Annotated in this window: 14 protein-coding genes and 1 pseudogene; 2 read left to right on the top strand and 13 right to left on the bottom strand. The window is 72.6% G+C overall.

Features of this window, described 5'->3' with window-relative positions; genetic code table 11:
• Positions 1-251 precede the first annotated feature (251 nt).
• A complete protein-coding gene (locus tag REH70_RS19190; protein ID WP_310749811.1) occupies positions 252-833 on the bottom strand; it encodes a hypothetical protein in 582 nt (193 codons plus the stop codon).
• 82 nt (positions 834-915) lie between these two features.
• On the opposite strand from REH70_RS19190, the gene REH70_RS19185 reads away from it, so the two are divergent.
• Positions 916-1,101, top strand: a complete 186-nt coding sequence (locus REH70_RS19185) for a heme biosynthesis protein HemY (RefSeq protein ID WP_310749809.1) — start codon at positions 916-918, stop codon at positions 1,099-1,101.
• A 152-nt stretch (positions 1,102-1,253) separates the two neighbouring features.
• On the opposite strand, the gene REH70_RS19180 is transcribed toward REH70_RS19185, so the two are convergent.
• The 7 genes and pseudogenes from REH70_RS19180 to dnaB form a co-directional block, all read right to left on the bottom strand.
• Positions 1,254-2,453 (bottom strand): FAD-dependent oxidoreductase, encoded by a 1,200-nt coding sequence (locus REH70_RS19180; RefSeq protein WP_310749808.1) that lies wholly within the window; start codon positions 2,451-2,453, stop codon positions 1,254-1,256.
• A pseudogene (locus REH70_RS19175) lies at positions 2,423-2,500 on the bottom strand (FAD-binding protein); the annotation flags it as partial. The pseudogene REH70_RS19175 and the gene REH70_RS19180, both read right to left, overlap by 31 nt.
• Before the next feature lie 76 nt (positions 2,501-2,576).
• Positions 2,577-4,169 carry a diguanylate cyclase gene (locus tag REH70_RS19170; protein WP_310749806.1) on the bottom strand — a complete coding sequence of 531 codons (1,593 nt, stop codon included), beginning with the start codon at positions 4,167-4,169 and terminating at the stop codon, positions 2,577-2,579.
• Between the two features lie 332 nt (positions 4,170-4,501).
• Entirely contained in the window at positions 4,502-5,401 is a 900-nt protein-coding gene (locus REH70_RS19165; RefSeq protein ID WP_310749804.1) for a carbohydrate ABC transporter permease, read from the bottom strand.
• Positions 5,398-6,528 (bottom strand): sugar ABC transporter permease, encoded by a 1,131-nt coding sequence (locus tag REH70_RS19160; RefSeq protein ID WP_310749802.1) that lies wholly within the window; start codon positions 6,526-6,528, stop codon positions 5,398-5,400. The genes REH70_RS19165 and REH70_RS19160 overlap by 4 nt, the downstream gene beginning before the upstream one ends.
• Positions 6,525-7,889 (bottom strand): ABC transporter substrate-binding protein, encoded by a 1,365-nt coding sequence (locus tag REH70_RS19155; RefSeq protein WP_310749800.1) that lies wholly within the window; start codon positions 7,887-7,889, stop codon positions 6,525-6,527. The genes REH70_RS19160 and REH70_RS19155 overlap by 4 nt, the downstream gene beginning before the upstream one ends.
• A gap of 356 nt (positions 7,890-8,245) precedes the next feature.
• Positions 8,246-10,723, bottom strand: a complete 2,478-nt coding sequence (dnaB, locus tag REH70_RS19150) for a replicative DNA helicase (RefSeq protein WP_396134778.1) — start codon at positions 10,721-10,723, stop codon at positions 8,246-8,248.
• Positions 10,724-11,123: 400 nt separating this feature from the next.
• Here dnaB and REH70_RS19145 point away from each other — a divergent pair, with 400 nt between their 5' ends.
• A complete protein-coding gene (locus REH70_RS19145) occupies positions 11,124-12,476 on the top strand; it encodes an MATE family efflux transporter (protein ID WP_310749795.1) in 1,353 nt (450 codons plus the stop codon).
• A 111-nt stretch (positions 12,477-12,587) separates the two neighbouring features.
• On the opposite strand, the gene rplI is transcribed toward REH70_RS19145, so the two are convergent.
• From rplI to REH70_RS19120, 5 genes are all read right to left on the bottom strand, one after another.
• Entirely contained in the window at positions 12,588-13,037 is a 450-nt protein-coding gene (gene rplI, locus REH70_RS19140) for a 50S ribosomal protein L9 (RefSeq protein ID WP_310749793.1), read from the bottom strand.
• Positions 13,038-13,051: 14 nt separating this feature from the next.
• Entirely contained in the window at positions 13,052-13,288 is a 237-nt protein-coding gene (gene rpsR / locus REH70_RS19135; RefSeq protein WP_146898683.1) for a 30S ribosomal protein S18, read from the bottom strand.
• 78 nt (positions 13,289-13,366) lie between these two features.
• Positions 13,367-13,903, bottom strand: coding sequence for a single-stranded DNA-binding protein (locus REH70_RS19130; RefSeq protein WP_310749790.1), 537 nt, complete (start codon positions 13,901-13,903; stop codon positions 13,367-13,369).
• A 59-nt stretch (positions 13,904-13,962) separates the two neighbouring features.
• Complete coding sequence (gene rpsF / locus REH70_RS19125) at positions 13,963-14,250, bottom strand: 30S ribosomal protein S6 (RefSeq protein WP_310749788.1); 288 nt, start codon at positions 14,248-14,250, stop codon at positions 13,963-13,965.
• A gap of 245 nt (positions 14,251-14,495) precedes the next feature.
• The gene (locus tag REH70_RS19120) at positions 14,496-16,898 is read right to left on the bottom strand and encodes a penicillin-binding protein (protein WP_310749786.1); all 2,403 of its coding nucleotides are present in this window, start codon (positions 16,896-16,898) and stop codon (positions 14,496-14,498) included.
• Positions 16,899-16,982: the final 84 nt, after the last annotated feature.

Raw genomic sequence — 16,982 nt, 5'->3', positions numbered from 1 at the left:
GCGTGCTCACGCCGATGGTGACGCGCCACGCCGGGGCATCGGTGGACCGGCCAGCGCGTCGTGCCCTCGCGTGACCCGCCGGAGATCCTGTCACGTGCCGCCGGACGCCTGCACCGGGCAGGCGCCTGCACCCAGTATGCGCCTGCACCGGGCCTGCGCCCACCTGCACCCGCGCTGCGCCTGCGCCTGCGCCTGCGCCTGCATGACCGATGCCCACCGTGCACGTCGTCGACCGCGACGGTGCACGCGGCTCAGCGCGACCGGACCCGCGGCAGCAGCGCGGCGCCGGCGGCATGGCCGGCCAGCAGCTTGGTGAAGAGGACCGGTGCGAACCACGGCGCCGTGGCCGAGACGCCCAGCGCCCGGTCCAGCACGACGCCGCCCCCCGTGGCCAGCAGGCCGATCGCGCGTCGTGACCGGGGCGCGGCGTGCTCGACGACGGCGGCTGCCCCCAGCCCGTAGACGTACTGCACGCCGGCACGGCCCCACCGCGGGCGTCGTCCGGGCTCCCGGTCGAGCCAGGCCAGGACGAACGGGTGCAGATGCGCCGCGCAGAACAGCAGACGCCGGCGGGGTCCGTGGCCCTCACGGTGGTACCAGCGCGCCGCGGCCGGCGTGTTGTTGCACCACGCCCCGCCCCACAGGTCCGACGCCAGGACCCGCACGACAGCGGCGCCGACGGGACCGTGCCGGTCCCGCGGACGCACGAGCCGCGGTCGAAGGACGGCCCCGCACACACCGAGCCCCAGGGTGCCGACGTTCTCGACCACCCCCGCGCCCGGACCGGCGATGCGTCCCCACGACGTCAGCAGGCCATCCCGCACTCCGACCACCCTCGGCAGGCTACGCGCCGGACGGGCGAGCGAGCAGTACCGTCGGACCACGGATCCACCGCAGCACGCGCGAGGAGTCGCCATGGACGTCACCAGGTCACCGGCACCGGCGCCGGCACCGGCGAGCCGCGACGCGGCCGAGTACCGCGAGCTGCCCCGGCGCATCGCCGTCGAGGACATGATCGAGACCCACGAGACCCGGGATGCACCCGACCCGACCATGGGTCGCGACACCGAGACGGAGTTCCTGCTGCGCAACGCGGAGTGACCTCACGCGCTCGCCAGCGCCTCGCGCAGCGGTCGTCTCGCGCAGCGGTCGTCTCGCGCAACGGTCGTCTCGCGCAACGGTCGCCTCGCGCAACGGTCGCCTCGCACGGCGGTCGCTCATGCAGCGCTCGCCCTGCTCCCCGCCGAGCCCGGTCAGCGCCCGGTGGGCCCTGCTCCGGCCAGTCGCCGCCGGACGGCGGTGGCGGTCCGCCGGCCGGACACCATCGCCCCCTGCTGCGACGCGGTGTCGCGGTGGTCGCCGCACACGAACCGGCCGTCCCCCAGGTCGACGTCGCGCCGGGTCCGCAAGGGCGGCGGCTGGGCCGGGAGCGCGCCCGGGATCGCGTGCCGGGCGATCTCCCGCCACCGGGCGGGGGACACCCCGAACATCTGCCCCGCCTGCCGGCGCGCCTCGGCTTCCGGCGGTGCCTGACCCTTCAGCAGGCACGTCACCTGCACGAGGTGGGACCCGGGCGGCGCCCACGACGGCGCGGCGGCGCTCATCACCGCGGCGTTGACCACCGGCCCGCGGCGGCGGCCGTCCACGACGATGGCCGGCAGGTCGGTGGGCGCCTCGTCGGTCGCGTACCACGACGTCACCAGGCCGTTCATCGTCGGTGCGACCACCCCGGTCAGGACCTCGGCGGTCACGGCGTCGGTGGCGACGACGACGGCGCGGGCGCTCACCGCGCCGCCGGCCGTGGTCACCCGGTATCCGCCGGCCACGGGTGTGATCCGCTCAGCCCGTTCCCTGAGCGCGATGTCGGGGACGTGCCGCGCGAGCTGCTCGGGCAGCGCGGCGCTGCCCTCCGCCGGCACCCCGGGCGTGCCGAGCAGGAACGTGCGCACGAGCAGCCGGACGTACGCGGCGGAGGTGCCGCCGTCGTCCTCGGCGAGGACCCCGGCGAGGAACGGCTCGAGCACCTCCCGGCGGATCCGGCCGCGTACGCCGGAGGCGTCGAGGGAACCCGCCAGGGTCGTGTCCGATCCCTCGAGCACGCGCCGCACCGGCCCGACGGACGGTGCGGCCCACCGCACCAGGGCGGCGAGCTCGCGCGGACGGACGTACCCGCTGCGCAGCGTGCGGGGCAGCGTGGTCGGCGCGCGCCGTGGGTCGGCCACGACGGCGAGACCGCCGTCCTGCCGGACGCCGACGCCCGGCAGGAACGGCTGCATGCGGAGCGCGACGACGTCGACGCGCTCCCGGACGGCGGGGTAGGCGGGGTTGAGCACCTGGAACCCGTGGTCGAGGGTGAAGCCGTCGACGTGGTCGGTGCGGACCCGCCCCCGACGGCGTCGGCGGCCTCGATCACGCGGACGGCGACGCCGTGCTCGTGCAGCGACCGCGCGCACTCCAGACCGGCCAGGCCCGCGCCGACCACCACCACGTCACAGTCCATGCCGCCAGCGTAGGTCGCCGGCGGGCGGCGACCCCCGTGCCACCGGGCCGCGGGGGCCCGCTCGGCGGGTGCGTCCTCAGTGCTCGTCGACGACGACGCGGTCGCGGCCGGACCGCTTGGCGGACATGAGGGCGCCGTCGGCGGCGAGCATCGACGCGTGCCCGGTCTCCGCGACGCGGCCCACCCCGATCGACACGGTGACCTCCAGGCCCGGGGCGACGTGGTCCCAGGAGTGCGCGCGGACCGCGCCGTGCACCCGGTGCGCGAGCGCGACCGCGCCCTCCAGCGGCCCGGTGGACAGGATGAGGAACTCGTCACCACCGAAGCGGATGAGCATGTCCTCCTCGCGGGACACCACGCGCAGGATGGTCGCCACCTCCCGCAGGACGGCGTCGCCGACGGCGTGCGTGTGGGTGTCGTTGACGTCCTTGAACTGGTCGACGTCGATGAAGATGACCGAGGTCGGGCGCGCGGCGCCCCCGTTCGTCTCGGACGCCTCCTGGAGCATCCGTCGGTTGCCGAGGCCGGTCAGCGGGTCCTGCACCGCCGCGCGGCCCATGCGCGCGCTGTGGGCGGTGAGCTCGCGCAGCCGGCTGCGGTCCTGCAGGGCAGCGAACCGGCCCTCACGCTCGGACCAGCTGCGCTGCAGCGCCTCCTGCGCGACGGACCGCCACAGGTCCATGCCCTCGTGCGGGCCGAACTCCACGGTGTGCAGGTCGGCCAGCGCGCCGGTCGCGGCGACCGACCACACCTCCCGCCCGGCCGACGCGGCGCTGCGTTGGACGAGCGTCAGCCGCTCGCGCGCCTCGTCCAGCCGGCCCTCCTCGACGGCCGCCCGGCCCAGCACCAGGTGCAGCAGGTAGGTGTCGACGAGCTCGATGCGGAAGGTGGCGCGCTCGGCGGCGGCTCGCGCCCGGGCCGCGGCGAGGTCGAGCAGACCCAGGTGCATGAGGGCGAAGGCCTCCACCACCTCGGCGCGCGAGGTCATCTGCACGTCGCCCAGCCGCTCGGCGATGCGCCGGGCCCGCACGGCACGCTGGGCGCACACCACGAAGTGGACGCCGGCGTCGTCCTGCCGGCCGATGGTGACCAGTGCCGTGCCCCAGTACGCACTGAGGCCCGCGGACTCGAGCGCGATCAACAGGTCGGCCTGCGTCGAGCCGTCGTCCTGGATCGCGACGAGGAGCGTCTCGGCGTCCTCGAGAAGGTTGAGCGACCGCATCGACAGCGCGACGGCCATGCTCGCCGAGAGGTGCCCGTAGGTGCCGACCCTGATCGACCGGAGGTGCCAGTCGGCCTCGGCGAGCGCGGCGATCGCGCGGCCGTGCTCGCCGATGCGCACCGCGGACTCGGCCAGGACGGCCAGCGCCTTGGCGCGCCACACCGGCTCGGAGTCGTTCCCGAGGCTCTCGGCCAGCGCGGTGGCCTCGGCCACCGCCTCGCCGTGCCGCCCGTAGTCCTGCAGCGCGATCGCCGCGATGTAGCGCAGGTAGCGCGAGGTCAGGACGTCACCCGCAGCCTCGGTGAGCGCGAGCCAGGTCCGGGCCACGTCGACCGCGCGCGTCGAGACCCCGTCGAGGTACAGGCCGTGCACCACGTCGGCGAGGGCGTCGTACGGCCCGAAGTCGCCGATGACGGCCAGGTCTGTGCCGGGCCGGGTGCTGGTCATCTGTGCTCCTCCCACCAGCGGCCGGGTCGCGTCCCTCCGGCCGGGCGATCCGCGTTCCGCGGCTCGGGGTCGTCCCCTGTTCGGGCTGGGGCGGTCCCACGGGCGGTGCGGGTGAAGCCAGTCCGGTCCTGTCGCCGGCGGCTGCCGACCTCCTCTCATCGGCTGCGGAGGCGGGGATGAACGGGTTCCGCGGGCACGCCGCGAGTGGTTCCCCAGATCGGCCCAGTGCCCGGGGCCGGTCCGGTGGGCGCGTCGGGCGGCACCGGTATGAGGCGGACCGTCCGGCGGCTCACCGCCGGATCAGTGCTGCGGAGCGGCGACCACCGGGTCGATCACCCCTTGACCGACCCGGCCGTGAGGCCGCGGACGAAGAAGCGCTGGAGCGCGAAGAAGACCGCCATGGGCAGGAGGATCGAGATGAAGGCTCCGGCCTGCAGCAGCTCCTCGCCCTGACCCTGGGTGCCGAGCAGCTGCTGGAGCTGGACGATGATCGTGGCGTTGCCCGGGCTGAGGAACAGCTTGGCGATGAGCAGGTCGTTCCAGACCCAGAGGAACTGCAGGGTGGCGAACGCGGCGATCGCGGGCATCGACATGGGGACCACTAGTCGCCAGAACGTCTGGTAGTGGCTGGCACCGTCGATCTTCGCCGACTCCACGACCGAGTGCGGGAGCGTCGCCATGTAGCTGCGCAGGATGTACAGGCACAGGGGCATGCCGAAGCCGGTGTGCAGCAACCACACGGCGACGAACTGGCCGGAGATGCCGATGCCGTTGGGGCCGAGCAGGTCCAGCATCGGCTGGAACGCCACCTGGATCGGCACGACCATGACGGCGACGATGACGATGAACAGCACGTCCCGCCCACGGAACTCCATGAAGGTGAAGGCGTAGGCGGCGAACGCCGCGAGCATGATCGGCAGGATGGTCGCGGGTACCGCGACGACGACGCTGTTGAGGAAGCCCTGCGCCATGTCCTGGCCCCGCAGGGCACCGGCGTAGTTCTCCGTGGTCCAGCCCTGGCCGAACGGGTTGAGGACGGCCGTCCACCAGCCGGTCGTGGCCGCGTCCTCCCGGCGGCGCAGGCTCGTGACGAGCAGCCCGAGCGTCGGGACGGTCCACAGCAGGCACAGGACGATCATGACGACGGGTGCGGCCCAGCTGCGGCGTGTGCCCTCCTTCGTGACGGAGCGCCGGGTACCGAGCGCTGCACGCGGGGCGGTGGCGACGGTCATCGGTTCTCCTCGCGGAAGCTGCGGACCTGGTAGAGCAGGATGGGCAGGACCAGGATGAGGAGCACGACGACGATGGCGGACGCCTGCCCGGCTCGTTGGGCGGTGAAAAGCTCCTGGAAGAACAGGACCGCGATGACGTTGGTCCGCGCCTGGCCGTTGGTCAGCACGTAGATGATGTCGAAGACCTTGAGCACCAGGATGACCACCGTGATGAAGACGGTGAGGATCGTGCCGCGGATCTGCGGGATGATCACCCGGAAGAACAGCTGACGCTCGTTCGCGCCGTCCAGACGTGCGGCCTCCAGGGTCTCCTCCGGCACCGCCTTGATCGCACCGGACAGCAGGATCATCGAGAACCCGACCTGCAACCAGACCAGGATGACCATCATGAGCAGCGAGTTGAGCCGAGCCGTGTCGAAGCGCAACCAGTCCTGCGCCGTCCCCCCGAGCCCGGTGACGATCGCGTTGAGCAACCCGGTGTCCGCGTCGAGGTTGTAGACCAGCCGCCAGATCGTCGCCGCGCCCACGAAGGAGATGGCCATCGGCAGGAAGATCAGGCTCTTCGCGATCTTCTCCCCGGTCGCGGAGAGCCGGTCGGCGAAGAGCGCGATCACCACCCCGAAGGCCACCGTCACCGCCGGCACGATCAGCAGCCACAGCAGGTTGTTCGTGATGGACAGCCAGAACTCGTTGTCGGTGAAGATCGCCCGGTAGTTGTCGAGGCCGGTGTACCGGGTGCTGTCGTCGTTCGCGAAGCTGTAGTTGACCGTCTGCACCGTGGGGTACAGCAGCATGAGGGAGATCATCCCGAACGCCGGGAGCAGGAAGACGTAGGGGGCCACCCCCTGCGCCAGCCGTTGGGGCAGGGACTCGGCGAACACGTTCGCGAAGTAGAACAGCAGCGCCGCACCGCCGAGCCCGGCGACGATGCCGACGACGGCCATCAGCGGCCGGTTGTTGAAGTACCAGCCGGGGAACCAGGCGATGGACAGGAACACGTTGATGATCAGCCAGGCGACGACCGCCACCCCGACGATGCCGAGCACCATGCGCATCGGGCGGGCGGGGGACCCACCGCGACGGGTCGCCGGTGCCTGGCCGGCCGGGACCGCGACCGCGGTGCTCACGAGTCCTCCTCGGACGTCGGCCAGCTCGCCTCGATCTCGGCCGTGACCTGCTCGGCGGTCTTGGCGCCGGTGAGCCACTCGACCATCCCGGTCCAGAAGCTGCCGCCACCGACCGCGTTGGGCATGAGGTCGGAGCCGTCGTACCGGAACACGTCCGCCTCGGCGACGATCTCGGCCGTCCGGCGCGTGATCTCGTCGGGGTAGAGGGCGGTGTCGAAGGTGGTGTGCGGCGAGAGCCAGCCGCCTGCCTCGGCCCACGGACCACCGAAGTCCGGGGAGGTGAGGAACTCCATGACAGCGATGGAGTCCTCGTCGTCGCCGTTCATCAGGGCCGCGAGGTCACCGCCACCGAGGATCGGCTGACCCTCGTACCCGTCGACGGCGGGCGGGAACGCGAAGAGCCCGACGGTGCTGTCGAGGTTCGCCTGGACCTCCTCGGGCATGAACCCGGTGATGAAGTTCCCCTGGCGCTCGAGGTAGCACTCGGGCGGGTCCTCGAAGGCGGGGAGGATGGACTCGGAGAACGGGGTGGCGATGACGGCCTGGGTGCCGCCGGCGACCGCTCCCTCGGCGAGGACCAGCTCGCCGAAGGCGTCGAAGGCGGCGATCACCCGCTCGTCGTCGAACGGGATCTCGTGCGAGGTCCAGTCGTCGTAGACGTCCGGGCCCCACAGCCGGAGCATGTACTCCTCGATCCAGTCGGTGCCGACCCATCCGGTCGCCTGGTCGGAGTTCCACCCCATACACCACGGAGCGGTCCCCGACTGACGGATCTGGTCGGTGATGGCCGCCAGCTCCCCGAGGTCACCGGGCTCCGTGTCGTACCCCTGGGCCGCGTAGGTGGCCTGGTTGTACCAGACGAGGGATTTCACGGCCATGCGCATCGGTGCGCCGTACACGCGCCCGTTGAGCCGCCCCGCCTCGAGGAACCCGGGGACGAGGGTGTCCTCCAGCGCGTCGAAGTCGAGGTAGGTGTCGATCGGCTGGACGTAGCCGTCCTCGGCCTGCTCGAGCAGTCCGCCCGGCTGCGGGAAGATCGCGATGTCCGGCGCCTGCCCAGCCCCGGTGCGCTGGCGGATCGTGTTGGTGAAGTCCTGGTCCGAGGTGTACTGCACGTCGATCCCGGACGACTCGGCGAACTCGGTCAACGACGCCTCGAAGGCCTCGGCCTCCTGACCGCCGAACGCGCCGAGGATCGTGACGACCCCGTCGCCGTCGGCCTCGGCGTTGTCCACGAAGCCCGCGAGCCCCGCACCCGCCGCCCCGCCCTGGCTGGGGTTCTGCAGGCACCCGGCCAGCAGCGCCCCGCTGACTGCTGCGGCGCCCACCAGGGCGACTGCCCGTCGTCTCGATCCGCTCATCAGGACCTCCTCGTCCCGTCGCGCGGGACAACGCTGACCCGCGATGCTCAGGACCATAGACCCGCGCCGCCCTGCCGCGCGCGATGCACGGTATGTCGCGTCTCGTCCCGTGCACCGCGACCGCGTCCGGGGGTGCGCACGGCAGGCGGGTCACGCGTCGTGACCGTCAGCAGCACCGGCCACCGCCTCCGCGCGGCTCCACTTCGATGACCCCTGCAGTGAGAGCGGTCGTACAGCCGCGTCGCCGCCTACGACCAGGCCAAGCTCGCCAACCAGAGATTCACCTCCGAGCTGCAGCGAAGGGTCGCACCGCACGGCACCACCGTTGCGGTGGCAGCCCACCCCGGCGTACCCGGTCAGCCCGCCATGTCGACGAAGCGTGAGTAGTGCCCCTGGAACGCCACGGTGATGACGTCGGTGGGGCCGTTGCGGTGCTTGGCGACGATGAGGTCGGCCTCGCCGGCGCGCGGCGACTCGCGCTCGTAGGCGTCCTCGCGGTGCAGCAGGATCACCATGTCGGCGTCCTGCTCGATCGACCCGGACTCACGCAGGTCGCTCATCGCCGGCCGCTTGTCGGTGCGCTGCTCGGGACCACGGTTCAGCTGGCTGATCGCGATCACCGGGACCTCGAGCTCCTTGGCGAGCAGCTTGAGGGCACGGGAGAACTCCGAGACCTCCTGCTGGCGGGACTCGACGCGCTTGCCGGAGCTCATGAGCTGCAGGTAGTCGATGACCACGAGCTTGAGGTCGTGCTTCTGCTTCAGCCGCCGGCACTTGGCGCGGATCTCCATGAGCGACATGTTCGGCGAGTCGTCGATGAACAGCGGCGCCTCGGAGATCTTGCCCATCGTCCCGGCGAGCTTCTGCCAGTCGTCCTCACCCATGGTGCCGTTGCGCATCTTCTGCAGGTGGATGCGGGCCTCGGCGGACAGCAGGCGCATCGTGATCTCGTTGCGGCTCATCTCGAGCGAGAACACGACGCTGGTCTGGCCGTTCTTGATGGACGCTGACCGTGCGATGTCCAGGCCCAGCGTCGAGTTGTGCGTCGGCACCATGGAGCGCCCGGCGAGGTAGAGGTGGTCGGGGTGCTCGATCTCGACGCATCGCACCGGGACCGACTCCACGGGCGTGACCGCCACGATGGAACGCTGACGCAGCCGTGGCGTGCTCCGCCGACGGCGCTCCTTGTGCAGCAGGGCCTTTCGCTCCAGCGCGAAGACGTCGTCGTCGGTGGTGAACGTGATGGTGAACGCGGTCGACGAGGCGCCGCTCCGACCGCGGACCTGCCGCTCGGACCAGCCCGATCGGTATCCGAGGGAGTGCACGAGCTCGCGGTAGTCCTCGGCGAGGCGCCGGTTCGTGACGGTGAGCTGGGGGCTGCCGGTCGGGTTCACGGTCCCGGCGGTGTCGAGCAGCCCCGCGAGGAGTTCGCGTCGCTGCATCTCGCTCGCGCGCAGGTAGGTCGCGGGGACGTGCTTGTCGTGGAGCACGCCGAGCGACCGCAAGATACCCCCCACCGTGCCGTGATGGCGGTGGCACGCCTGGCAGCGCCGCATGCCCGAGCTCGGCGCGCCACAGTCCGGGCACGTCGGTGCGGGCACGCGGGCCGAGACCGCCTTCGCCTTGCCGCCGCACGAGCGGCCGCACGTGCGGACCTGCGTGGTCTGCGGCACGAAGGCGGCGTCGCAAACCACGCAGCGGCGGGCCTCCGCCGGCGCCGGCGCCGGGAGCTGGAGCGAGTAGAGACGAGCCGACCCGGCGAATCGGCCGGACTCACGGGCGACCAGCCCGAGCCCTTCCAGGCGCATCGCGATCGCGGGGTCGGCCGAGGTGAACCGCGCCGAGGCGGCATGCCCGTCCCCGAGCCAGACACCGAGCGCGTACGGGTGGAGCGGGAGGTTGGCCTCGGAAAGCGCGAGCGGCAGCGTCGTGGCGACCGCGTGGTTGGTCCGCGCTTCCGCCGTGGGGCACCGCACCGTGGCGGCGATCTGTGCTGTCGTCCGCACGGCGGCGCGGGCTCCCGGCTTCCGTCGCTCGGCGCGTGTGGTGGTGGCCCACTCGTGCTGGGCATCCGCGACGATCGTCGTTCCGTCATCGAAGGTCACCCGGTAGCACTCACGGTCCACCAGCACGTCGGTCGCCCGCACGACGCGCGTCGGGGTGCCGTCGGCGGCGAGGAGGAGGTCGCCGGCCTGCACGTCGCCCATGGTGGTCCACCCGGACGGGGTGGGGAGCGGCGTGTCGAGCGCGAGCGCCTTCCCGATGGCCGGACGGGCCGCCAGCACGATCATCTGCCCCGGGTGGAGGCCGTTGGTCAGCCGGTCGAGGTCGGCGAAGCCGGTCGGGACGCCGATCATCCCCTCCCCGCGGTTGCCGGCCGCCTCAATCTCGTCGACCGTCGCGCCGATCACCTCGCCCAGGCGCAGGTAGTCCTCCGCGGTGCGCCGCTCGGTGACCGCGTACACCTCGGCCTGGGCGTTGTTGACGATGTCGTCGACGTCGCCGCCGTCGGTCGCGTACCCGAGCTGGACGATGCGGGTGCCGGCCTCGACGAGGCGGCGCAGGACCGCACGCTCCCGGACGATGCGCGCGTAGTACCCCGCGTTGGCCGCGGTCGGCACCATCGAGATGAGCGTGTGCAGGTACGGCGCGCCACCGACCCGGCCCATCTCGCCGCGCTTGACCAGCTCGGCCGAGACGGTGACGGCGTCCGCGGGCTCGCCGCGGCCGTACAGGTCGAGGATCGCGTCGTAGATGACCTCGTGCGCCGGACGGTAGAAGTCCGTGCCGCGCAGCTGCTCGACGACGTCGGCGATCGCGTCCTTCGAGATCATCATCCCGCCGAGGACGCTCTGCTCCGCGGCGACGTCCTGCGGCGGGGTGCGGTCGAAGCCGCCTCCGCCGCCGGCCCGCAGACCCTGCTCGAGCTCGTCGATCGACATGCCACTCCAAACCTCGCGTCGGGCCGTACCCGTGTTCTACCGGTGGGCACCCACACCGGGGCGGACCCGCCGCGACGAACGTCCAGCCCCCGCGCCTGGGCGAGGTTATGGGGTCGCCGGGACGCGTCCAAACGCCCTTGTTGACCGACCTGGGGACGCCTTGTGGACGCCCCGCCCAGCGCTTGTGCACAGGCGGTGGACAGTCCTGTGGATAAGGTGGACGGCGGTGTCGACGGCGTGCGTGTGAGCGGCGTGGACACCGCGCACACGCTGTGGACGGGAGAAATCTTCGGTGGATGATCCAAGGCGTGGACGATCGACCGCGCGGGCGGACCCGTCCCTGGACCGGCGCATCCTCGCCCTGGCCGTCCCGGCCCTCGGTGCGCTCGTGGCAGAGCCCCTGTTCGTGCTCGTCGACTCGGCCGTCGTCGGCCGTCTCGGCACCGCGCCGCTGGCCGGTCTCGCGCTCGCGTCGACGGTCCTGCTCACGGTCGTCGGGCTCTGCGTGTTCCTCGCCTACGCGACCACGGCCGCCGTCGCCCGGCGCCTCGGAGCCGGCGACGTCCGCGGCGCCCTGACCCTCGGTGTGGACGGGCTCTGGCTCGCCGCGGGCCTGGGGGTCGTGCTCGCCGCCGCCGTGGGGACGACGGCGCCCTGGCTCACCGCCGCGCTCGGCGCCGACGGCGAGGTCGCCCGCCAGGCCGTCACCTACCTGCGGTGGTCCGCGCCCGGCCTGCCGGGCATGCTGCTCGTCCTGGCGTCCACGGGGGCGCTGCGCGGTCTGCAGGACACCCGGACGCCCCTGTGGGTGGCGGCCGGCGGCGCCGTGCTCAACGCCGTCCTGAGCGTCGCGCTCGTCCACGGTGCGGGCCTGAGTATCGCCGGGTCCGGCCTGGGGACGACGCTCGCCCAGCTCGCGATGGGTGCGGTCCTGGTGGTCGTCGTCGTCCGCGGTGCCCGGCGCGCCGGTGCCCCGCTGCGGCCGGCGATCGCGGGCATCCGGGCCAACGTGCGGGCCGGCGCGCCGCTGCTCGTACGGACGCTGTCGCTGCGGCTCGCGATCCTCCTCACGGTCGTCGTGGCGACCGGCCTGGGCGCCACCGCGCTCGCCGGGCACCAGGTCGTCAACGCGGTCTGGGCGCTCACCGCGTTCGCGCTGGACGCGCTCGCGATCGCCGCCCAGGCGCTCGTCGGGCACGCCCTGGGTGCCGGTGACCTGGAGCGCACGCGCGCCGTGCTGCGCCGCACGCTGCAGTGGGGGACGGGCGCCGGCGTCGTCCTCGGGGTGGTCGTGGCCGTCGTCGCGGGCGTGCTGCCGGGCGCATTCAGCCCCGAGCCGGACGTCCGGTCCGCCGTCACCGGGGGCCTGCTCGTCGCGGCGGTCTTCCTGCCGGTCGCGGGTTGGGTCTTCGTGCTCGACGGCGTCCTCATCGGCGCCGGCGACGGCCGCTACCTCGCGGCCGCCGGGATGCTCACCCTCGGCGCCTACGTGCCGGCCGCCTGGGCGGTCGCGGCCTGGGCCCCGGACGGCGCGGTGGGCCTGGCGTGGCTGTGGGCGGCGTTCGCCGGCGTGTTCATGGGCGCCCGCGCCGTCGCCACCGGGCTGCGCGCCCGCGGGGAGGGATGGATGGTCGTCGGCGCCTGACCGACACCGACCGGCGCCGACCGGGACGACGAAGGACCCGGCCCACAGGGGACCGGGTCCTTCGTGTGGTGCTCCGACGAGACCTGCGGGCTCGTCGTCAGCCTCCTCGGGTCAGAGCGAGACGACCGTGACGTCGATCTTCGCGGTGACCTCGGGGTGCAGGCGGACCTGCACCGTGTAGTCGCCCAGGGCCTTGATCGGCTGACCGACCTCGACCTTGCGCTTGTCGACCGCGGGCGCACCGGCGGCCTTGACCGCGTCGGCGATCTCGGTCGTGGTGACCGCGCCGAACAGGCGACCGGCCTCGCCGGACTTGGCGCGCACGACGACGGGCTTGGACTGCAGCGCGTCGCGGATCGCCTTCGCCTCGTCGAGGGTCTCGATCTCGCGCGCCTTGCGGGCCTTGCGGATCGAGGTCACCTGCTTCTCGGCGCCCTTGGACCACGTGGTCGCCAGGCCACGGGGGACGAGGAAGTTACGGGCGTACCCGTCCTTCACCTCGACGACGTCACCGGGCGCACCGAGACCGGTGACCTCATGGGTCAGGATGAGCTTTGCCATGGTCCTCCTCCTTCTCAGCGAGCCGACGACGAGTACGGCAGCAGGGCCACCTCGCGCGCGTTCTTGACGGCGCGCGCGATCGCGCGCTGCTCCTGCACGGACACGCCGGTCACCCGACGGGCACGGATCTTGCCGCGGTCGGACACGAACTTGCGCAGGAGCGCGGTGTCCTTGTAGTCGACGACGTCGATCTTCGCCGCCTTCAGCGGGTTCTGCTTCTTCTTGGGCTTGCGTACAACGGCCTTGGCCATCGCGGTGCTCCTTGGTGTGAAGTCTCTGGAGCCCGGGGCGTTGCCATGCCCCGGGATGGGTGATGAGCGATCCGGCTGCTACGACCGGATCAGAAGGGGCTCGTCCGAGTAGCCGCCCGACGAGCCGCCCTGGGCCGGCGTGGCCCACGGGTCGTCGGCCTGGGCGCCGCCACCGCCGGAGGACGAGCCGCCGCCGAAGCCGCCGCCGCCACCCCCGCTGTAGCCGCCCCCGCCTCCGCCGCCGCCACTGCGCTGCGTGCGCGTGACCTTGGCGCTGGCGTACCGCAGGGACGGACCGACCTCGTCGACCTGGAGCTCGACGACGGTGCGCTTCTCGCCCTCGCGCGTCTCGTAGGACCGCTGGACCAGCCGGCCGGTGACGATGACGCGCATGCCCTTGGTGAGGGACTCGGCCACGTTCTCGGCCGCCTCGCGCCAGATCGAGCAGCGCATGAACAGCGTGTCGCCGTCCTTGAACTCGTTCGCCTGACGGTCGAAGGTCCGCGGCGTGGAGGCCACGGTGAAGTTCGCCACGGCCGCACCCGACGGGGTGAAGCGCAGCTCCGGGTCACCGGTCAGGTTCCCGATCACCGTGATGACGGTCTCACCAGCCATGCGGACTCCTCAGAGGGTGTGTGGACGAGCGGGGTGCGGGCGACGCCGGACGCGACGCCTCAGACGTCGGTGCGCAGGACCTTGGTGCGCAGCACGGCCTCGTTCAGGCCGAGCTGACGGTCGAGCTCCTTGGCCGTGGCCGGGGTCGCGTGGAAGTCCACGACCGCGTAGATGCCTTCGGACTTCTTCTGGATGTCGTACGCCAGACGGCGACGTCCCCAGATGTCGACCTTGTCGACCGAGCCGCCGTCGTTCTTGATGACGGACAGGTACTTGTCGAGCGAGGGAGCGACGGTGCGCTCCTCGATCTCGGGGTCGAGGATGATCATGATCTCGTACTGACGCATGCGGTGACCCACCTCCTGTGGACTAGTGCGGCCACGGTCTCTCCGTGGCAGGAGGGCTGTTTGCGTCGCAATGACCGCGGCCGACGTCGATGGCGACGTGGCCGGTGCGGGCACAGCAGCCGCCCACGATACCGGCTGACGGCCCGGCGCAGGTCCACGCGGCGTGCGCTGTGGATCACGTGCCGGGACGGGCAGCCCTGGGTCGTGCCGCTGCCGGCCGCAGGACCCGTACGACGCGCGCGCTCCTACCCCGTCGCCCCACCCTGCGTCGCCACACCCTCGGTCGCCGCGCCCTGCGTCGCCACACCCTGCGTCGCGGCCCCCTGGGTGGCGGCACCCTGCGTGGCGGCATCCTCCGTGTCGTCGTCCTCGCCGTCGTCCGGGTCCGTTCCCGGGGCGGGCGCAGGCACCGTCGGGGTCGGGGCGGGCGTCGGCCGCGGTGCCGGCGTCGCCGGACCGGTGGACACCACGAGCGTCACGGTCGACCCGGCGGGGACGGCGCCGCCGGCAGGGCTGGCGCTGATGACCCGGCCCGCGGGGACCGACGGCGACGGCTGCTGGGTCACGCTCGCCGTGAGGCCCGCGTTGACGAGGGCCGCCTCCGCGTCCGCCTGCGTCCGGCCGGCCAGCCCCGCGGGGACGGTCACCTCGGCCGGCTCCGTGGGGGTGGGCTCCTGCGTGGGTGTCGACGTCGGTGTCGGGGTCGGGGTGGAGGTGCGGGTCGGCCGGTTGACGTTCGACCGCTCGGGGAAGTCCTCCACCGGCGCGTACTTCTCGACGTCGAATACCTGATCCATGTAGTCCGCCCACAGCGCGGCCGGCCACGTGCCACCGGTGACCTCGCGCACGCCACGGCCGAACGGGGTGATCGTCTCCTGACCGGCGACCGCGTCCGCCGCTGCCGCGTCGACCGTCGCGGGTTGGTACAGCCCGACGGCCGTCGCGATCCCCGGGGTGTATCCGACGAACCACGCCGACCGGTTCTCGTTGGAGGTCCCGGTCTTGCCGGCGATCGGCCGGCCGAGCGGACTGACCCAGCGCTCCGCCGAGCCGCTCGTGACGACCCGGGTCATCGCGTACGTGGCGTCCGCGACGACCTCCGGCGAGAAGACCTGCTCCCGGGTTCCGGCACCCTGGTAGGCGACGCTCCCGTCGGTCAGGTACGTGGCCTCGCGCACGATGAACGGGGTGGACCGGAAGCCCTGCGCGGCGAAGGTCGCGTAGGCGTTGGCCATGTCGAGCGGGTGCACGGTGTCGGTGCCGAGCACGTTCCCCGGGTTGGTCCCGACCTCGGTCGTGATGCCGGCGCGCTGGGCGACCTGGGCGGTCCTCTCCGGGCCGACGTCGAGGTTGAGCTGGGCGTACACGGTGTTCACCGACTCCTCCGTGGCGCGCACGAGGTCGATGGTGCCGAAGTCCCGGCCGCCGAAGTTGCGCACCTCGCCGCCCCAGCCGTCCGGCGACATGGGGCTGTCACCGCGGTAGCGCTCGGACAGCGGGATGCCGTTCTCCAGCGCGGCGACCAGCGTGAAGGGCTTGAACGTCGAGCCGGCCTGCGCGGCGCCCTGCGTCGCGTTGTTGAACGGCTGCTCGAGGAAGTCCGGCCCGCCGTACAGCGCGACGATCGCGCCGTCGTCCGGGTCGATCGAGACGATGCCGGCGCGCAGGTTCGCCGCCGGGGCCTCGCCGGCGAGCGTGCCGTCCATGAGCGACGTCGCCGAGGCGACAGCGGCGTCCTGCACGGGCTTCTCGATCGTGGTGACGACCCGCAGGCCGGCGGTGTCGATCTGCTCGTCGGTGAACCCGGCACGGTCACGCAGCTCGCGGCGCACCATGTCGAGCAGGTAGCCCTGGGTGCCGCCGTAGGTGTTGCCGGTCTCGAGCGGGATCGTCTCCGGGAAGACCTGCGCGGACCGCTCGTCGGCGGTGATCCAGCCGTCCTCGACCATGAGGTCGAGCACACGGTTCCACCGCTGCTCGGCACGCTCGGGGTCCACGACCGGGTCCCAGTTCGACGGCGACGGGATGATGCCCGCGATGAGCGCGGCCTGCGCGATCGTGAGGTCGGCGGCGTCGACGCCGAAGTAGGCCTGCGACGCGGCCTGGATGCCGTAGGTGCCGCGGCCGAGGTAGATCGTGTTGAGGTAGTTGCCGAGGACCTGCTGCTTGTCCTCGCTCTGGCCGATCTTCACCGCGAGCAGCGCCTCGCGGGCCTTGCCGACGTAGTCGGTCGTCGTCTGGCCGGCGTAGTACCGCTCGGCGTACTGCTGCGTGATCGTGGACCCACCCTGGGTCGGGCCACCGCGCAGGTTGTTGATCAGCGCGCGCGCCATGCCGGTGGGCGAGATCCCGGCGTTCTCGTAGAACGACCGGTCCTCGGAGGCGACGACGGCGTGGCCGACGTACTCCGGGAGCGTCGCGATGTCGACGATCTCGCGCTCCTGGCTCGCGAACGTGCCCATCTCGGTGGTGGTGTCCGCGTAGAACACGCGGGTCGTCTGGGCCTGGGCGAACTCGTCCGGCTCGGGGATGCTCGTCAGGGCGTAGGCCGCCACGAGCAGCCCGATGCCGAGGAAGCCGAGCGTGAGTATCGTGCCGAGCACGACCCGCCACGAGGGAGCCAGCGCCGCGGACCGCGCCGGTCCCACCGGGGTAGCCGAGCACCTGGCGTCGGCCGGTGCCGCCGGAACCGCCCCGGCCCGACGTCGGGGGGTTGCCCACCCGTCGAGCGA

This window comes from Cellulomonas sp. ATA003 (assembly GCF_031582905.1).
Taxonomy (GTDB): Bacteria; Actinomycetota; Actinomycetes; order Actinomycetales; family Cellulomonadaceae; genus Pengzhenrongella.
The sequence above is the reverse complement of the archived record's forward strand: the minus strand, read 5'-3'. Positions and strand labels throughout refer to the sequence as shown.

Coding starts and splice junctions, on each gene's coding strand:
- REH70_RS19185 (WP_310749809.1), top strand. CDS start 916: ATGGACGTCACCAGGTCACCGGCACCGGCGCCGGCACCGGCGAGCCGC.
- REH70_RS19170 (WP_310749806.1), bottom strand. CDS start 4,169: ATGACCAGCACCCGGCCCGGCACAGACCTGGCCGTCATCGGCGACTTC.
- REH70_RS19165 (WP_310749804.1), bottom strand. CDS start 5,401: ATGACCGTCGCCACCGCCCCGCGTGCAGCGCTCGGTACCCGGCGCTCC.
- REH70_RS19155 (WP_310749800.1), bottom strand. CDS start 7,889: ATGAGCGGATCGAGACGACGGGCAGTCGCCCTGGTGGGCGCCGCAGCA.
- dnaB (WP_396134778.1), bottom strand. CDS start 10,723: ATGATCTCGAAGGACGCGATCGCCGACGTCGTCGAGCAGCTGCGCGGC.
- rplI (WP_310749793.1), bottom strand. CDS start 13,037: ATGGCAAAGCTCATCCTGACCCATGAGGTCACCGGTCTCGGTGCGCCC.
- rpsR (WP_146898683.1), bottom strand. CDS start 13,288: ATGGCCAAGGCCGTTGTACGCAAGCCCAAGAAGAAGCAGAACCCGCTG.
- REH70_RS19130 (WP_310749790.1), bottom strand. CDS start 13,903: ATGGCTGGTGAGACCGTCATCACGGTGATCGGGAACCTGACCGGTGAC.
- rpsF (WP_310749788.1), bottom strand. CDS start 14,250: ATGCGTCAGTACGAGATCATGATCATCCTCGACCCCGAGATCGAGGAG.